Below are 16,531 nucleotides of genomic sequence, written 5' to 3' on the forward strand. Positions count from 1 at the left end.
CCCTGTCGATACCCCCGCCCGGGCGCGCTCAGAACAGGCTCAGCAGCGCCTCCGCCGGGTCCGTCAGGCCGTTCTCGCCGTCCGGGAGGGGGAGTTCGAACCACACCGTCTTGCCGCGGGGTGTGCGGCGGGAGCCCCACGCGGCGCTGAGGAGGCCGACGAGTTGGAGGCCTCGGCCGCCCTCGTCCGTGTCGCGGGCGCGGCGGCGGCGGGGTTGGACCAGGCCGGAGTCCCAGACCTCGCAGACCAGGGTGCGGTCCAGCAGCAGTCTCAGCCGGATCTCGCCCTCGCCGTAGCGGAGGGCGTTGGTGACCAGTTCGCTGACCAGGAGTTCCGTGGTGTCCACCAGGGGCTCCAGGTCCCAGGACAGCAGCCGGTTCCGGGCGTACTCGCGGGCGCGGCCCACGCTGCGCGGCTCGCGCGGGAGGGTCCAGTCGCCGACCGAGTCGCTGGGCAGGCCCTGGACTCGGGCCATCAGCAGGGCGATGTCGTCCTCGCCGTGGTGGCTGTCGAGGGTGTTGAGGACGTGGTCGCAGACGTCCTCAAGGGGGCGGGTCGGGTCGGTGAGCGCGCCCACGAAGGCTTGGAGGCCCTCGTCGAGGGGGTGGTCCCGGGACTCCACCAGTCCATCCGTGTAGAGCGCCAGCAGCGCCCCCTCCGGCAGCTCGACCTCCACCTCCTCGAAGGGTTCGCCGCCCACGCCCAACGGCATCCCGGGCGGCACGTCCAGCATCAGCGCCGCCTCGCCGGGTTCGACCAGGACCGGTGGGAGATGGCCCGCGTTGGCGAAGGTACAGCGGCGGGTGACGGAGTCGTAGACGGCGTAGACGCAGGTCGCGAGGTACACCTCGGACAGGTCCGCCTCGCGGGGGCGGCGGGCCGCTCGGGTGGCCTGCTGGACGCCGCCGGGGGCGCCGAGGCCCCGCGCGATCTCGTCCAGCGCCGAGAGGACTTCGGCGGGTTCGAGGTCCAGCAACGCCAGCGTTCGTACCGCCGAACGCAGTTCGCCCATCGCCACGGCCGCACGCAGGCCTCGCCCCATGACGTCCCCGACGACCAACGCCGTACGGTGGCCGGGCAGTTCGATGACGTCGAACCAGTCGCCGCCCACCTCGCTCGGGCGGTCGGCGGAGGAGTTGCCGGGCAGGTAGCGGCACGCGATGTCCAGACCGGACGCGACCGGGTCCCCGGGCGGGAGCAGGGACCGCTGCAGTATCAGCGCCCGTTCGTGCTCCCGCCTGTACAGGCGGGCGTTGTCGATGCAGACCGCCGCCCGCGCCGCCAGCTCGACCGCCAGATCGCGGTCCCTTTCCCCGAACGGCTCGCTGCCCTTCGTCCGGGCGAACTGGGCCAGTCCTACGACCGTGTCGTGGGCGACCATCGGCACGGCGAGCGTGGACTGCACGAGGCCGCCCTCCTCGCCGGGCACATGCTGCGGCCGGGCGGTGCGCAGGGCGTCCGCGCAGGGCGAGTTGAAGGGGTAGTGGTGGACGGCGCCGACCGCGACGGGGGCGCCGCCCCCGACGAACGGCGCGTCGGAGACCGCGCTGGCGAAGGCGACGCGGCGCAGCTCGGCGCTGCCGTCGGCGAGGCCGGGCGGGGTCTCGTCGCCGGCCAGCAGGCCCTGGTAGAGGTCGACCGTGGCCAGGTCGCAGAAGCCGGGGACCACGACGTCGAGGAGTTCGCGGGCCGTGGTCTCCAGGTCGAGGGAGTTGCCTATGCGCGCACCGGCCTCGTTCAGCAGGGCGAGATTGCGCCGGGCGGCAGCCGCCTCGCGGGCGGCGGCGCGGCGGGCCGTGATGTCGGTTCCGAGCCAGGCGATACCGATGGGGCGGCCGCTGCCGCTGTGCACCCGGTAGAGGAAGACGGACCAGTGACGACGCTCGTCGGAGCCGGGCAGAAAGCCCGTGACGTGCATGTCCGTGATGGAGTCGCCGCTCTCCAGGACCCGGCGCAGGGTGGCCGCGACCCGGTCGGCCTCGGCACGGGGCAGATAGTCGTGGACGCTGTGGCCGCGGTGGTCGTCCGGTGTGCCGCCGAACAGGGAGGCGAACCGCTGGTTGGCGCGGCGGACCTTCAGTTCCGGGTCGATCAGCACGAAGCCGAAGGGAGATTGGCCGAATATCGCCTGCGAGGCAGCGAGGTCGGTCTCCATCCGGCGGAGGGTGCGGACGTCGACCACGATGCACACGGCGGCCTTCTCTCCGCCCTCGGTGCGCGTCGGCATGACGTACACCTCGGCGAGACCGTCCCTGCCGCGCCCCCCGTCGGCGTCGTCCGGCACCCGGAAGGGGACCACTCCGGTCCACTCCCGCCCGTCCAGGATCTCGGCCATCTTGCGCTGCCCCTGCTCGCGCAGGTCGGGGTCGATGAACGCCTCTATGGGGTCCATCCCGATGGCACGCTCGGCGGGGATGCCGAAGACCTGCTCGGCGCGCAGACTCCACTGGTCGACCAGGCCGTCGGGGCCGATGGAGAAGGACGCGACCTTGATGTAGTCGTAGATCGAACCGGGCGGGCTGCTCTGCCAGACGGCGTCACCTGGGCGGGCGTCGTCGACGAAGGGGAAGCCGGGGTTGCCGGGGGTGGTTGCGTGCAGGCTCCGGGAGGGGTGCGTGTGCGACTCCCCACCGCCCTGTGAGACCGGTGTGTTCTGCGAGCCCCGCGTGTCCTCGGGGGCCCGTGTGGCTCGGGAGGCCTGTGTGTCGTAGGCCGCCCACTCCCCCGCGGCCCTCGCCCTCGCGCCGTCCGACGGGTCCTCGGACTCCGTGGCCTTCGCTGGTATCTCGCTCACGCGAACCGTCCCCTCCAGCTCACCGCGTCCGGCACCGGTCACCGGCGGCGGCTGCCCGCAGTATCCAGCACTACGGCCCCGCACAACACGGTGTTCACGATCACAGCACGTTCCCGATGGTTTTCGGTCCCGACTGCGGAAACACTTCCAGTCTTCTAACCAGCGGACACGCAGTCGAATCACGCGGCGGCCCAACTGCCACTGGCCTGAACCAGACGTTCGACAGGGCGAGGCCCCACGTACAGCGAAGTGGACGCCTACTGACGGGTTGTAGAACGGGCCGGCGGAGTACGGACGCCGCCCGCCGTCACTCCGGCACCGCGAGCTCGAACCACACCGTCTTGCCCGCGTGGCGGCCCGGCCGGGTTCCCCAGCGACGGGAGGAGTGCGCCACGAGCTGGAGTCCGCGCCCGCTTTCGTCCTCGAGGTGGGCGATGCGCTCGCGGGGCGGGTCGGGGAGGGGGTCGGAGACCTCGACCAGGAGGACGTCACCGAGGTCGGCGGGGCGCACCAGCCGTACGCCGATGGGGCCCGTGGCGTGCCGGAGGGAGTTGGTCACCAGCTCACTGACCAGCAGCGCCGTGATGTCGGCGAGGCTGTCCAGACCCCAGGCGCGCAACCGGTCGCGGACGGCGGCGCGCGCGGCGCGGACCGCGCCGGGCTCTGCGGGAAAGCTCCAGTCGGCGCAGTCGCCTTCGGTGTCGATCACGCCGATCACTTCCCAGGCCAGCGGGTCCACCCATGTCCGGTTTCGTGGGGTTAGTAGGCACATACCCGATATCCGGGGGCGATATCGCCCGGGCGCGCGGGCCACCGGGCAGTTCTAGACGGCGGTCGACGCCGGTCCGCTCAGCCTCCCCCAGCCGCACAGCCCGCTCCCAGCCGCCGGACCACCTCTCGAACCGCCGGCACATCCTGGTCCAGCCAGTCCACGTCCCAGAATTCCCCGGACCCCAGCCAGCGCAGGGCGTCGTGGTCCTCAAGGGGCTTGGGGTCGGGGGTGCCGGGCAGCAGGCGGGCAGTCCACACCTGCAGGACGTACGGGGATTTCAGGGGCCACTGCCCCGGCACCCGCTCGATCACCTCGGCGTCGACGCCGAGTTCCTCCCGGAGCTCCCGCACCAGCGCCGCCTCGGGCGCTTCACCGGGCTCGACCTTCCCACCGGGCAACTCCCAGCGCCCGGCCAGCTCCTCGGGTGCGCTGCGGCGCGCCGCCAGCAGACGGCCCCCGTCCAGCAGCGCGGCACCGACCACGATCCGTTCCGTCATGCGCCGGAGCCTACGGGAGCGAGCCGTCAGTCCTCGGCGCTGCTCCCGTTCTGCGCGATCCGCTCGACCCAGTACAGCTGCTTGTGTCCGCGACCGTCGAGGCTGTCCGCGATCTTCTGGGCCTCCGCCCGTGTCGCGTAACGGCCCACGCGATAGCGATTGCCGTTGTCGTCCTGTCGGACGACGAGCCAAGGAAGAGTGATCGTGCTGTCGTTCATCGCGCCCCACCGCTCCTTCCCGCCCACAGCCGTCCGCCTACCGCTCGCGGCCTGTGCCGTGCCCCGCCCGCTAAGGAAACCGCAATCCGCATATGCCCGAGCCTACGCCTAACCTTTACGCAGCGAATACGCCTTTTCACAAAGAGGTACGCAACCAGCCAAGTCGCAGGGGGCGCACGGCATTGAATGCGCCGTGCGCGGACCTCTACGCATCCGGTCACAGGCATGCCGGACACGCCCGCTACGACCTGCGAGAACGGCCAGAATCCAACGGCGGTGAAAGGGACGGGAGTTGGGGCCCTGACGGTGGCAACTGCGGTGAAGGTGTGCGCTACTTCACTGGGAGGTGGTACGCGACCCGGTAGCGGTCCGCAGGGATCACCACATCCGCCGTCTCCACGGGGCGGCCGGACGCGTAGTAGGTGCGCTGGATGACGACGACCACATGACCGGGGACGCCGCCCAACGCCAGCAGTTCCTCCGCGAGGCCGGGGCGCGCGCCCACCTCCTCCGTCACGTTGTCCACGACGACGTCGATGGCCGCCATGCGCTCGACGACGCCCATGCCGCCGAGCGGGCCCTCCTCGGGCAGCATCACAGGGGTGCGGCCGGTGACGGCGAGAGGCTCCCAGGAGGTGGAGAGCATCATCGTCTCGCCGGCGTCCCGGAAGACGTACCGCGTGCACATGACGCGGTCGCCGGGCCGGATGTCGAGCCGCTCGGCGACGGCGACGCTCGCCTCGGCCTGCGCGCTGTTGGACTCCCAGGTGCCGCGGGCCTCGCCGTCGGCCTGCTCCTGGCGGAAGGGTGTGGCACCGCTCGGCGGGCGGAAGCCGGAGCGGGCGATCCGGCGGGGCACGGGCCGCTCGCGGACGTATGTCCCGGACCCGGAGCGGCCCTCGACCAGGCCCTCGGCCATCAGCACCTTGCGTGCCTCCAGCGCGACGGTGTCCGAGACGCCGTACTCCTCGCGGATCCTGGCCTGGGACGGGAGGCGGGTGTGCGGTGGCAGCGAACCGTCGGTGATCTTCTTGCGGAGATCACCCGCGACGCGCAGGTACGCCGGCTGCTCACCGAATGTCACTGGCCGCTCCCATCAGGTTGTACAGACAGCAACAGCGTGGCAACCGTGGGTTGTCTCTTGCAAGCAAAGGCCAGAGAATCACTCGATGTGATGACTTGTGCCCGTGGAGGGCTTTACGCAGGCACTTTCTCCCCGCTATAGCCGCGGTCACACATCCGCTCACACATTGATGCCGCCCTCGTTCCCGCTCCCACCGCCGCTGTCCGAGTCGTCCTCGTACGTCGGCACGGTGGTGTCCAGGCCCAGAGCCTTGCGCGCGGTGACGGTCGTGGGGCCGTCGACGTACTCATACCCACTCTCGTAGTGCGTGTAGTACGTGTCCACGTCGGTCGCCGCGGCGGCCCGCGACCACTCCTTGCGGGCGGCCTCCATCTCCTCGACCAGATCGGCGACCGGCTGCCTCGCACCCGCCGGCCACTCGTGTCCGCGCAGGGCATCGATCTGCTCGCCGAGCACCGCGTGGACGTCCTTCGCCCAGGCCCGGTTCGCCGCCAGGTCGTCCTCCGGGTATTCCTCGGGCTCCTCGTACAGCGCCGTGTCGATGGCGTTGGTGGCGGAGAGGAAGACGGTCTGGTCGGTGTCGAGCGTCGACGCGTCGTTGCGCAGCGAGCCGGTCAGCTTGCCGTTCTCCTCCGTGCTGCCGAACAGACAGGTGATCTCGCGGTCGCCGAAGCGCCAGCTCTCCTCGGACGGGATGAAGTAGTAGACGTCCGCGTCGTCCGGCACGGCCCAGGTGTCCATGGCGTAGCCGTCCTGGAGCGCGTAGCACTTCTCGTCGGCGGTGTCGGTGACCTCGTCGTCGCCCGGGAAGTCCCCGCCCGGCAGCGTGACGACCGCGAAGACCTCGCCGTCGTGCTCGCGGGAGCAGGGCACCTCGTCGACGTCGTAGGCGTCCCCCTCCAGGTTGCCGGTCGGCGAGTCGAAGCAGTCGCCCTTGGCGAGCGCGAAGGCGGTGCCCTCGCCCTTGGCGGCGTCCCGGAAGCCTTCCCAGAAGTCGGCGGCCCCGCCCGTGGCCAGCGCCACCGCCCACAGCGCCAGCCCGACGGAGGACAGGATGGACCCGGCGATCGCCATGCCCTTGCCGCGCTCGCCCTTCTTCTTGATCTGCGCCAGCGCGATCAGCCCCAGCACCAGACCGAGGGCCGGCACGAAGCACAGGATGCCGAGCACGAGGGCGCCGATGGCCACGCCGTTGACGGGGGCGGGGCTGCCGTAGGGGCTGTACGGGCCGTGCGGGCCTTGCGGACCGTATGGGGCGTACGGGCCGTAGGGCTGCTGGTACGCGTACGGTCCCGGGGCGCCGGGTGCGCCTTGGGCATACGGCGACGTTGACGGCGGCGGGTACTGGCCCTGTGCGTACGGCCCTTGGGGCTGCTCCGGGGACCCTGGGGGCTGCTGGGGTCCGGGGGGCGGAGGTATGGACACGAGTACCGTGCTCCTGGGTCGGGCGGCGGGGCCGGGTGGCGGGAACTGGCGTACGGCTGGGCGAATCGTAAGCGGGGGGTGCGGGGGTTTGTCATGCGGGTTACGAATGCGACGATCCGGGCGGTGAACGGGCTGACCGCTCGCTGGGCACAGGCCTCGGAGACAGGCGGGGGCGGCACGGTCCTCTCGGCGGCGGGGGTGTGGCCGTTGCTCGCCCTGTTGGCGGACGGTGCGGGCGGTCCGGCGCGGACGGAACTGGCGGACGCGGTCGGACTGCCGGCGGACGAAGCGGCGGACGCGGCGCGGCAATTGCTTAGGGCGCTGGGCGCGATGCGAGGGCTGGACTCGGCGCTCGGGCTGTGGACGAAGCGGACGCTGGAGCTGCGGGAGCGCTGGGGGGCGGGGCTGCCGGCTGAGGCACACGGGGCGCTGACGGGGGACGAGCAGGCCGACAAGGCGGCACTGGACGCCTGGGCCGTGAAGCGGACCGGTGGGCTGATCGACTCGATGCCCGTACCGGTGACCGAGGACACCGAGTTGGTGCTGGCCAGTGCGCTGGCGTTGCGGACGAAATGGCTGCGGCCCTTCCGCGAGCGGCTCTGGATGCCCGAGACCGGGCCGTGGTGCGGGCGGGAGCTGGTGGGCCTGCGCCGCGAGAGCACGCTGCTGGACCGGGTCGGCGTCGCGGACACGCCCGCGGGCCACGTCACCGAGCTGAAGGTGCTGGGCGACAACGCCATCGACGTCCATCTACTGCTGGGCGAGGAGGGGATGACACCCGGGCGGGTGCTGGGAGCGGGAGTCGGCGTTCTCGCCCGAAGGCACCCCGTCGTCCCCGGTTCCCGGCTCCCTTACGGCGATGTGGGGCCCGGCCTGCGCGTGGCGAAGGAGCGCGTCGCGAGGCCGGAGCCGCCGACGTTGGACGTCCGGACCGTGGCCTACGAGGTGCGGACGAACCACGATCTCCTGGAGCGCCACGAGGTGTTCGGGCTCACGGCGGCGAGGCTGCGGCAGCTCCCCGGTCACTTCCCCGGAATCAGCGGCTCCCCCCTGTACGTGGAGGGGGCCCGGCAGTCGGCCCTGGCCCGGTTCGGCGCCCGCGGCTTCGAGGCGGCCGCGGTGACGGCCTTCGGCATGGCCGGCGCCGGCATACCGCAGCTGCGCTGGCTGACCACCACCGTGGAGGCGACGTTCGACCGCCCCTTCGGCTTCCTGGCCCTGCACCGCCACACGCGGCTCGTCCTCGCGGCGGGCTGGGTCGCCGACCCGGAACCGTACCGCGAGGACGAGGACGATCAGGATGAGGATGAGGACTGCTGAGTCGGGGCCGCGACGAGGGCTAGAACTGCAGCGCCCAGGCGTCGATCCGGCCGGTGTCGATGTTCGCGTTGTCGCTGACGCGGAGCTTCCACGTGCCGTTGGCCGTCTCCGATGAGGCGTTCACCGAGTACGTGGTGTCGATGTTGTCCGAACTTCCGCCCGTGCCGTACGACTTGAGGGTGTACGCCGTACCGTCGGGGGCGATCAGCTGGACCTGGAGGTCGCCGATGTACGTGTGGACGATGTGGACCTCGACGGCGAGGGCCGAGGGCGCGTTGCCGGAGACGCCGGAGACCGTCACCGGGGACTCGACCGTGGAGTTGTCGGCGATCGCGTAGTCACCGGTGTTGTCGAAGCGCGGGCCGGGCGGGGTGGTCGTACCGCCGCCGACGTAGAGGAGGCGGTTGGGCGAGCCCGTGCCGGGGCTGGTGACGACGCCGGTCGTGGCGGCGGACGTCAGGGCCGAGGCGACCTGGGCCGGGGTGGACGAGGGGTTGTCGGCCAGGTAGAGCGCCGCCGCGCCCGCGACGTGCGGGGTCGCCATCGACGTACCGGAGATGGTGTTGGTCGCCGAGTCGCTGGAGTTCCAGGCCGACGTGATGGACGAGCCCGGCGCGAACAGGTCCAGAACCGTGCCGTAGTTGGAGTAGCTCGCCTTGGCGTCGGTCGATGTCGTCGCGCCGACCGTGATGGCCTCCGTGACGCGTGCGGGTGACCTGGTGGAGGCGTTGGTCGTCTCGTTGCCCGCCGCGACCGCGAAGGTGACGCCGGAGGCTATGGCGTTGCGTACGGCCGTGTCGAGGGCGGTGTCGGCGGTGCCGCCGAGGGACATGTTGGCGACGGCCGGCTTGACCGCGTTCTGGGCGACCCAGTCGATACCGGCGACGACCTGCGCGGTCGTACCGGAACCGGAGTTGTTCAGCACCCGGACGCCGACGACCTTCGCCTTCTTGGCGACGCCGTACGCGTTGCCGGCGACCGTGCCCGCGACGTGCGTGCCGTGGCCGTGGCCGTCCTGGGCGGTGTTGTCGTTGTCGATGGCGTCGTAGCCGTAGGAGGCACGGCCGCCGAAGTCGCTGTGCGTGATGCGCACGCCGGTGTCGATGACGTACGCCGTCACGCCCTGCCCGGCCGAATCCGGGTAGGTGTACGAGCTGTTCAGCGGCAGGTTCTTCTGGTCGATGCGGTCCAGGCCCCAGGAGGGCGGGTTGGTCTGGGTCGCGTTGATGCTGAACGTGCGGTTCTGGACCACGGAGGCGACCGCCGGGTCGGCGGCGAGCGCCTTGGCCTCCGCCTCGGAGGCGTCGACCGCGTAGCCGTTGAGGGCCTTCTTGTACGTGCGCTCGATGTCGACGCCGTACTTCTCGACGAGGGCGCGGCCTGCCTGGGAACCCGAACGGGCGTGGTCCGCCTTGAGGTTCACGATGTAGCTGTCGGCCACGGCGTTGGCCGCGCCCGCGTACTGGATACGGCCCTCGGGGGCGGCCGAGGCGGGGAGCGCGGAGACGAGGCCGGCGGTGAGCGCCGCGGTGGCCGCGACGCTGAGGGCGGCAAGTCTTCGCCGGCTGTCTCTGCGGGAGTTACGCATCACTGCCATCTGAGGGATCCTCCTCAATCGGTGGTGCGCTGGTGGGGGGTGCACGGGAGCGGACCGACCACGGAGGCGGACAGGAACATGTCAATTCCCTGTGTCGCACCTGTGCGCCAGCCGAAAGATTGAGGCCTCCACAGGAATTGCACAAGGGCCCTGCACGGCGAACTCCGCCCACACCACCTTGCCGGGGGTCCGCTCCCCCACTCCCCACTTGTCGGCCAGCTCCTGGACCAGCAGCAGACCGCGACCCCCTTCGCTCTCGTCCGGTTCGTCGGGGATCCTCGGTTCGCCGGGTCCGCTGTCGTGTACCTCGACGCGGAGTACGTCGCCGTCGTAGCGGACGCGGAGGAGGAAACCCCGGCCGCGGGGCACTCCGTGCAGGAGGGCGTTGGTCGTCAGTTCGCTTACGCACAGGAGGACGTCGTCGCAGCGGTGCCAGTCGGCGAGGTCCCAGTACTTCAGGGCCCAGGAGGTCATGTGCCGGGCCGCGGGGATGGATCGGCGGTCGCGGGCGTAGAACTGGTCGCGCTGGTAGGGGAGTTCGTTTGCGGCAATCACGGTACGAATGTCGCGCAGAGTCAGTAGCGTGCAGCAGTGCGTGAGACCGTACAGATTTTTTGTACGGGTTCATGCTGGGGCGGTACTTCGGGTGTGGGGAGTTAGGTAGGCCATGAACACCAAGAAGCTGTCACGGGCAAAGAAGCACTCGACCATGCGCATGCTGGGCAAGCAGTTGCAGAGCGCCCGCAAGGCGGCGGGATACACGCAGAGTTCCCTCGCCCAGGCGGTCGAGCTGGACGAGGAGACCATCGCGTCGATCGAGCAGGGCAGGCGACCACTGCTGCCTCACATCGCCGTCCGCTTGGAAGAAGTTCTGGACGCGAAGGGCATGTTGCTGGCGGGCATCGAGAACATGCCGGAGATCGATCAGTTTCCGCTCAACGCGGAGCAGTTCAACATTCACCTGCGCGAAGCCATTGCCATCTCCTGGTACGAGTGTCTCGTCCTGCCCAGCCCGCTCCAGACTCCGGAGTACGCCCGCGCCGTGTTCCGGGAGCACGTACCCGCGTACGACGAGGACGAGATCGAGATGAGGACGGCGGAGCGAATCCACCGTCAGGAGATCCTGCGTCGGCCGTCTCCGCCGACGCTGAGCTTCGTTGTCTGGGAGCCCGTGCTCCATCTCCGCTTCGGTGGGGCCGAGGTCCGCCCCGCTCAGCTCCAGCACCTGCGCGAGCTGACCGAACTCCGGCAACTCGTCCTCCAGATCCTGCCTCTTGACGCACCCTCGCACGCCGGGACGGCAGGCCCTTTCACCATGCTGGAGACAGCGGACCACCAGCAGCTCGTCTACGCCGAGAGTCAGCTCGGCAGCCACTGGATTGCTGACCCGGATCAGGCGGCCAACTTGGCCCACAAGTATGCGATGCTCCGGTCGCAGGCCCTATCCCCCAAGGACTCCAAGAGCTTTCTAGAGCGTCTCGTAGGAGAGCAATGACCAGCACAGCACCCCAGTGGTTCAAGTCCAGCTACAGCTCCGATTCAGGGGAGTGCCTCGAAGTCGCCCTCACCCCCCACGCCATCCATATCCGCGACTCCAAGAACAACCCGGCGGACGGCCCCACTCTCCGGATAGGCCCCGACGCCTGGTCGGCATTCACCGCAGCGAGGTAAACGCCGTATCCCGCGTCCGCTTCTCCCACGCCGCGACATCGCCCCGCACCTGATCGAGGTGGCCGAGGACCGCGTCCACCCCGTCCTCCCCCAACGGCAACCGCAACGGCGTCCGCTCCGCCTCCAGCGCGGCCAGGATCAGAGCCGCCGCCTTCCCCGGGTCACCGGGCTGCGTACCGTCCCCGCCGGAGACGAACCCGCGGGTCTGGCTCACCTTGGGATACAGCCCGCTGTCCGCGCTCGCCCCCGCCCGCCCCGTCTCGAACAGCGACGTACGGAACGAACCCGGCTCGACGATCAGCACCTTGATGCCGAACTCGGCGACCTCGTCCGCGAGCCCCTCGGACATGCCCTCCAGGGCGAACTTGGTGGCGCTGTACGCCGAGAAGCCCGCGAAGGACATCTGCCCGCCCATGCTGCTCATCTGCACGATCGCTCCGGCCCGCCGCTCCCGCATATGAGGAAGCACCGCACGGGTGAGGGCGGCGGGCCCGAAGACATGCACATCGAACAGCTTGCGCAGCTCGTCCTCGGTTGTCTCCTCGAAGGCGCCCACATGGGTGCGGCCCGCGTTGTTGACCAGCACGTCGATCCGTCCGTGCCGGGCGATCACATCCCGTACGGCGGCCTCGGCGGCACCCGTGTCGCCGACGTCCAGCCGTAGCGCCTCCACCTGGTCGGGGTGGGCGGCCACGAGGTCGTCCAGCCCGTCGGGCCGCCGTACCGCGCCCACCACCACGTCACCCTCGGCGAGCGCGGCCTCGGCGATGGCCCGCCCGAAACCGCTGCTCGCGCCGGTGATCAGCCACACCTTGTTCATGACAGCTCCTCGTTTCCGCACTCGCCGTTTCCGCACTCGCCCGTCGGCGTAAATCCAGCCTGCCGCCGGGTCCGGTTGCGCGTCCAAGACCCACGCTGATAACCGATGGCTATGACCATGGACGTACATGTGCGCGACCTGCGCTACTTCGCGGCGGTGGCCGAGGAGCTGCATTTCACCCGCGCGGCCGAGCGGCTGTACGTCTCCCAGCCCGCGCTCAGCAAGCAGGTACGGGCGCTGGAGCGGCAGCTGGGCGTGGAGCTGTTCCGGCGTGAGCCGCGTGGCGTCGCGCTCACCGAGGCCGGGGCGGCGCTGCTGCCGTATGCCCGGCGGGTGCTGGACGTCTGGGAGGAGGGGGCGGCGGCGGTGGAGTCGGCCCGGGCCGCCGCACGCGGCACGCTGGTGGTCGGTATGAGCACCAGCCCGGGGCGCGGCGGCCTGCTCCCCGCGATCCGGTCCCGCTTCACCGCCGCGCACCCGGACACGGTGCTGCGTCTGCGCCAGGTGAGCTGGGAGGACCCCACGGCGGGCCTCGCGGACGGCGACGCCGACGTGGCCTTCGTCTGGCTGCCCCTCCCGGACGCCGACCGCTACGCGTGGACGGTGGTGGCGGAGGAGCCGCGCCTCGTCGCCCTCCCCGAGTCACATCCGCTCGCAGCCCTTACGGAGGTCGACTTCGCCGACCTCGCCGAGGAGCCCTTCCTCGCCCTGCCCGCGAGTGCGGGGCCGTTGCGTGACTACTGGCTGGCGCTGGAGGAGCGGGGCGGCCGGGCGCCGCGCGTCGGGGCGGAGATCGCGAGCACGGAGGAGACGTACGAGGCGCTGGTCGCCGGTCTCGGTGTCTGCCTGGTCGCGACGGGCAACGCCCCGCTGATCACGCTGGGTGGGGTGGTGACGCGGCCGGTTCGGGGGCTTTCGCCGAGTCGGTATGCGTTGGCCTGGCGTGCGGAGGACGGGGGGCGGCCGCTGGTGCGGGCGTATGCGGAGGCTTGCGGGCGGGTGTCGGGCCCATGACATAACATCAACTTCCCCTTCTCACCCCGCACTTACCGCACTTACCTCAGCGAGGCCCCTGCCATGGCAGACAGCTAGACGCCGCCCTCCCCCTCGCCGTCGCCCTCACCCTCCTCCACGCCCTCGCCCCCGTCATCCACGCCCAGGACCTCGGGCACCTCGCCGCTGATGGACGACGTCGTCGCCGGCGTCGTCCCGGAGGCGGCGGACACCGACCCACGCAGGCGGAACCGCAAGATCCTCATCAGGCTGGGCCGGGTGGTCGTCAGCTCGCTCCTGGTGTTCCTGGTGGCGAAGGGCGCCGAGTAGCCGTACTTCCAGCACAAGAAGATCGACCTCGGGAACGGCGACACACCCGGGGGCCTTCGGATCCAGGTCACGTCCGGCACCCAGGACTGCACCTGGAAGGCCTTCGAGGTCACCTACGTCGACTCCGAAGGCACGCACACCCAGGACATCACGAACAACGGCAAGGGCTTCACCGTGCACGGCCTCGCGGAGAAGCAGCGGCAGGTCCTCAAGCTCTCCGAAGCCGGCATCGAGGAATGCGCCCCGACGCCACCGACGTCCTATCCGTGCGGGTAGCCCGGGTCCAAGCCCGTACCGCTCCCACCCCATACGTGGTAATTCCCGGCGTATCTCCACCTTCCTCCCCTCCCACCCCGCATCGTCGACGGCGTGACGAAGCCCCACCTCCTCGCCCCCCTCCTGGCCACCGCGCTCCTCCTCCCGGTCCAGCCCCTCCACACCGTCCGCCCGGCACACGCCACCCCCCACTCCCCCGCCCAAGCCTGCGAAGCCCCCGGCTGGGCCCCCACCGCCACCCGGATCGACCCGAAGGACGCCCACCACCCCTACGTCGGCAACGGCTACCTCGCCACCCGCGTCCCGCCCACCGGCACCGGCTACGCCGCCACCGGCGAGAAGACCGGCTGGCCCCTGTACACCCCGCGCTACGACGGCACCTTCGTCTCCGGCCTCTACGGCCGCGGGCCCGACCACACGGCAGGCCGCGAGGCGCTCGCCGCGCTGCCGAACTGGACCGGCCTCGACGTCGAGGCGGGTGGCCACACATACGGCGCCCACGGCCGGGTCACCGACTACCGCCAGACCCTCTCCCTGCGCTGCGGCTACCTCCGCACCACCCTCACCTGGACCGCCCCCGACGGCCGCCGCACGGATATCGCGTACGACGTCCTCACCTCCCGCGACGACCCGCACACCGGCGCCGTACGCCTGCGTGTCACCCCGCACTGGGACGGCGAACTCACCCTCACCGACCGCCTCGACGGCCGAGGCGCCCGTCGGATGACCGGGACGGAAGCGGGTCGCGTCGACGCCCGCACGATCGCGGTGGCGTTCCGGACGCAGGGCACCCGGGTCGACGGAGCGGTCGCCTCGACGTTCCACGCGCCGCCCGGCGGACGGGCACAACACACCGGTAGTGCAACAAATCTGACCGCGAGTCAGGCAGTCAGCGTCTCCGTCCGCGCCGGACGTACCTACACCGCCACCAAATACGTCGGCGTCGACACCGCGCTCACCTCCCGCGACCCGCGTTCCGCCGCCCGCACCGCCGCGCACCGTGCCGCCGGGCGTGGCTGGGCGGCGCTGCTCGGCTCGCACAGTGCGGCCTGGCGGGCCCTGTGGACGGCCGACATCGAGGTGCCGGGGCATCGGGATCTGCAGTTGTGGGTGCGCTCGGCGCAGTACGGTCTGCTGTCGTCGGTGCGCGCGGGTGGTCGCGACAGCATCGCCCCGACCGGGCTGACCAGCGACAACTACGCGGGCATGGTGTTCTGGGACGCGGAGACGTGGATGTTCCCTGCGCTGCTGGTCACGCACCCCGAACTCGCCCGCCCGGTCCTGGAGTACCGCCACCGCACCCGCGCCGCCGCCGCCGACAACGCCGCGAGGACGGGGGTGAAGGGGCTGTTCTACCCGTGGACGAGCGCGAGCCGCGGGCGGCTGTGGAGCGAGTGCCAGAGCTGGCAGCCGCCGCACTGCGTCACCCAGAACCATCTCCAGGGCGACATCGCGCTGGCCGCCTGGCAGTACTACCTGTCCACCGGCGACCTGGTCTGGCTGCGCGAGCGGGGCCGGCCGCTGCTCGACGGGATCGCGCGCTACTGGGCCTCGCGGGTCACCGAGAACGCCGACGGCTCGTACTCCGTCAAGGAGGTGGCCGGTCCCGACGAGTACAGCAACGGCGTCACCGACGGCGCCTACACCAACGCCGTCGCCGCGACCGCCCTGCGCGCCGCCACCGACGCCGCCCGCCTTCTGGGCAGGCAGGCCCCGGCCGACTGGGCGCACATCGCCGGGCGGCTGCGCATCCCGTACGACCCGAAGCGGCGGATCTTCCTCCAGTACGACGGCTACGACGGCGCCCCGATCAAGCAGGCCGACACCGTGCTGCTCGTGTATCCGCTGGAGTGGCCCATGCCGGACGGCGCCGCGGCCGCCACGCTCGACCACTACACCGCCCGTACCGATCCGGACGGGCCTGCCATGACCGACTCGGTGCACGCGATCGCCGCGGCCTCGACCGGCGAGCCGGGCTGTGTCGCGTACACCTTCCTGCGGCGCGCCTACCAGCCCTTCGCGCGGGGCCCGTTCGCACTGTTCTCGGAGTCGCGCGGCGAGAAGGCGGGCGCCGCCGATCCGCTCGCGGGCTCCCCGGCGCAGGACTTCCTCACCGGCAAGGGCGGCTTCCTCCAGGTCTTCACCCACGGCCTGACGGGCCTTCGGCCGCGCCCGGACGCCCTGCACCTCGATCCGACGCTGCCGCCCCAACTCGCGGACGGGGCACGGCTGTCGGGGCTGCGGTGGCGGGGGCGGACGTACGACGTCTCGATCGGGCCGGAGACGACCACCGTCCGGCTCCGCTCGGGTGCCCCCGTCCCCCTGGACACCCCGGAGGGCCGCTACACGCTCTACGGCACGGTCACCCTCAAGACCCGCCGCCCCGACCTCGCCCTCACCCCCGACCTGGCCCGCTGCCGCCCGGTGACGGCGACCTCCGCAGAGCCGGGGCTGTATCCGGAGGCGGCCGTGGACGGCAGTGCGGCCACCGTCTGGTCCCCGGCCGCCGAGCGCGCCGCCCTCACGGTCGACCTGGGGCGGGCGCTCAAGGTCCGGACGGTCCGGCCGAGTTGGCAGAAGCGGCCGATCGCGTACGCCGTCGAGGTCTCGGCGGACGGGCGGACGTGGCATGCGGCGGACGGGAGCGCGGTCCGGTACGTGCGGGTGGGGGTGCGCGGGGAGACGGCGCTGGCCGAACTCGACGTTCGCACCTGAGTACGGATCCAGGTCCGCT

General features: G+C 71.3%; 15 protein-coding genes. 5 read left to right on the forward strand and 10 right to left on the reverse strand.

Translation table 11 applies throughout. From position 1 onward, the window contains the following. Positions 1-28 precede the first annotated feature (28 nt). From BLU79_RS18215 to BLU79_RS18240, 6 genes are all read right to left on the reverse strand, one after another. Positions 29-2,794, reverse strand: coding sequence for a SpoIIE family protein phosphatase (locus BLU79_RS18215; protein ID WP_256333364.1), 2,766 nt, complete (start codon positions 2,792-2,794; stop codon positions 29-31). A 307-nt stretch (positions 2,795-3,101) separates the two neighbouring features. Then, positions 3,102-3,533 carry an ATP-binding protein gene (locus BLU79_RS18220; protein WP_093906835.1) on the reverse strand — a complete coding sequence of 144 codons (432 nt, stop codon included), beginning with the start codon at positions 3,531-3,533 and terminating at the stop codon, positions 3,102-3,104. Positions 3,534-3,643: 110 nt separating this feature from the next. After that, a complete protein-coding gene (locus tag BLU79_RS18225; protein ID WP_093906836.1) occupies positions 3,644-4,063 on the reverse strand; it encodes a (deoxy)nucleoside triphosphate pyrophosphohydrolase in 420 nt (139 codons plus the stop codon). Between the two features lie 26 nt (positions 4,064-4,089). Then, a complete protein-coding gene (locus tag BLU79_RS18230) occupies positions 4,090-4,281 on the reverse strand; it encodes an SPOR domain-containing protein (RefSeq protein WP_093906837.1) in 192 nt (63 codons plus the stop codon). Positions 4,282-4,612: 331 nt separating this feature from the next. Next, complete coding sequence (locus BLU79_RS18235; protein ID WP_093906838.1) at positions 4,613-5,365, reverse strand: GntR family transcriptional regulator; 753 nt, start codon at positions 5,363-5,365, stop codon at positions 4,613-4,615. 159 nt (positions 5,366-5,524) lie between these two features. Continuing rightward, on the reverse strand, positions 5,525-6,790 hold the full coding sequence (locus tag BLU79_RS18240) for a DUF4190 domain-containing protein (RefSeq protein WP_093906839.1): 1,266 nt from the start codon (positions 6,788-6,790) through the stop codon (positions 5,525-5,527). Positions 6,791-6,883: 93 nt separating this feature from the next. Here BLU79_RS18240 and BLU79_RS18245 point away from each other — a divergent pair, with 93 nt between their 5' ends. Next, complete coding sequence (locus BLU79_RS18245; protein WP_093906840.1) at positions 6,884-8,110, forward strand: serpin family protein; 1,227 nt, start codon at positions 6,884-6,886, stop codon at positions 8,108-8,110. Between the two features lie 19 nt (positions 8,111-8,129). Here BLU79_RS18245 and BLU79_RS18250 read toward each other — a convergent pair whose 3' ends face one another. Both BLU79_RS18250 and BLU79_RS18255 read right to left on the reverse strand, forming a co-directional pair. Continuing rightward, positions 8,130-9,707, reverse strand: a complete 1,578-nt coding sequence (locus BLU79_RS18250) for a S8 family peptidase (RefSeq protein ID WP_093906841.1) — start codon at positions 9,705-9,707, stop codon at positions 8,130-8,132. Positions 9,708-9,788: 81 nt separating this feature from the next. Continuing rightward, positions 9,789-10,262, reverse strand: coding sequence for an ATP-binding protein (locus tag BLU79_RS18255; protein ID WP_093906842.1), 474 nt, complete (start codon positions 10,260-10,262; stop codon positions 9,789-9,791). Positions 10,263-10,374: 112 nt separating this feature from the next. On the opposite strand from BLU79_RS18255, the gene BLU79_RS18260 reads away from it, so the two are divergent. Continuing rightward, complete coding sequence (locus tag BLU79_RS18260; protein WP_093906843.1) at positions 10,375-11,202, forward strand: helix-turn-helix domain-containing protein; 828 nt, start codon at positions 10,375-10,377, stop codon at positions 11,200-11,202. Further along, positions 11,199-11,378 carry a DUF397 domain-containing protein gene (locus BLU79_RS18265; protein ID WP_093906844.1) on the forward strand — a complete coding sequence of 60 codons (180 nt, stop codon included), beginning with the start codon at positions 11,199-11,201 and terminating at the stop codon, positions 11,376-11,378. The genes BLU79_RS18260 and BLU79_RS18265 overlap by 4 nt, the downstream gene beginning before the upstream one ends. Here the strand turns inward: BLU79_RS18265 and BLU79_RS18270 are convergent. Continuing rightward, positions 11,362-12,198, reverse strand: coding sequence for an oxidoreductase (locus BLU79_RS18270; RefSeq protein WP_093906845.1), 837 nt, complete (start codon positions 12,196-12,198; stop codon positions 11,362-11,364). The two genes, BLU79_RS18265 and BLU79_RS18270, sit on opposite strands and share 17 nt — an antisense overlap. Positions 12,199-12,303: 105 nt before the next feature. Here BLU79_RS18270 and BLU79_RS18275 point away from each other — a divergent pair, with 105 nt between their 5' ends. Continuing rightward, positions 12,304-13,212 carry a LysR family transcriptional regulator gene (locus BLU79_RS18275; protein ID WP_093906846.1) on the forward strand — a complete coding sequence of 303 codons (909 nt, stop codon included), beginning with the start codon at positions 12,304-12,306 and terminating at the stop codon, positions 13,210-13,212. Positions 13,213-13,286: 74 nt separating this feature from the next. Here the strand turns inward: BLU79_RS18275 and BLU79_RS48265 are convergent, their stop codons facing one another. Continuing rightward, entirely contained in the window at positions 13,287-13,634 is a 348-nt protein-coding gene (locus BLU79_RS48265) for a hypothetical protein (protein ID WP_093906847.1), read from the reverse strand. A 256-nt stretch (positions 13,635-13,890) separates the two neighbouring features. Between BLU79_RS48265 and BLU79_RS18285 the strand changes: the two genes are divergently transcribed. Beyond that, entirely contained in the window at positions 13,891-16,512 is a 2,622-nt protein-coding gene (locus BLU79_RS18285) for a glycosyl hydrolase family 65 domain-containing protein (RefSeq protein ID WP_093906848.1), read from the forward strand. Positions 16,513-16,531: the final 19 nt, after the last annotated feature.

The sequence above is a fragment of the Streptomyces sp. cf386 genome (assembly GCF_900103585.1).
In the GTDB taxonomy this organism is placed as follows: domain Bacteria; phylum Actinomycetota; class Actinomycetes; order Streptomycetales; family Streptomycetaceae; genus Streptomyces.

Coding starts and splice junctions, on each gene's coding strand:
- BLU79_RS18225 (WP_093906836.1), bottom strand. CDS start 4,063: ATGACGGAACGGATCGTGGTCGGTGCCGCGCTGCTGGACGGGGGCCGT.
- BLU79_RS18230 (WP_093906837.1), bottom strand. CDS start 4,281: ATGAACGACAGCACGATCACTCTTCCTTGGCTCGTCGTCCGACAGGAC.
- BLU79_RS18245 (WP_093906840.1), top strand. CDS start 6,884: ATGCGGGTTACGAATGCGACGATCCGGGCGGTGAACGGGCTGACCGCT.
- BLU79_RS18250 (WP_093906841.1), bottom strand. CDS start 9,707: ATGGCAGTGATGCGTAACTCCCGCAGAGACAGCCGGCGAAGACTTGCC.
- BLU79_RS18260 (WP_093906843.1), top strand. CDS start 10,375: ATGAACACCAAGAAGCTGTCACGGGCAAAGAAGCACTCGACCATGCGC.
- BLU79_RS18265 (WP_093906844.1), top strand. CDS start 11,199: ATGACCAGCACAGCACCCCAGTGGTTCAAGTCCAGCTACAGCTCCGAT.
- BLU79_RS18270 (WP_093906845.1), bottom strand. CDS start 12,198: ATGAACAAGGTGTGGCTGATCACCGGCGCGAGCAGCGGTTTCGGGCGG.
- BLU79_RS18275 (WP_093906846.1), top strand. CDS start 12,304: ATGGCTATGACCATGGACGTACATGTGCGCGACCTGCGCTACTTCGCG.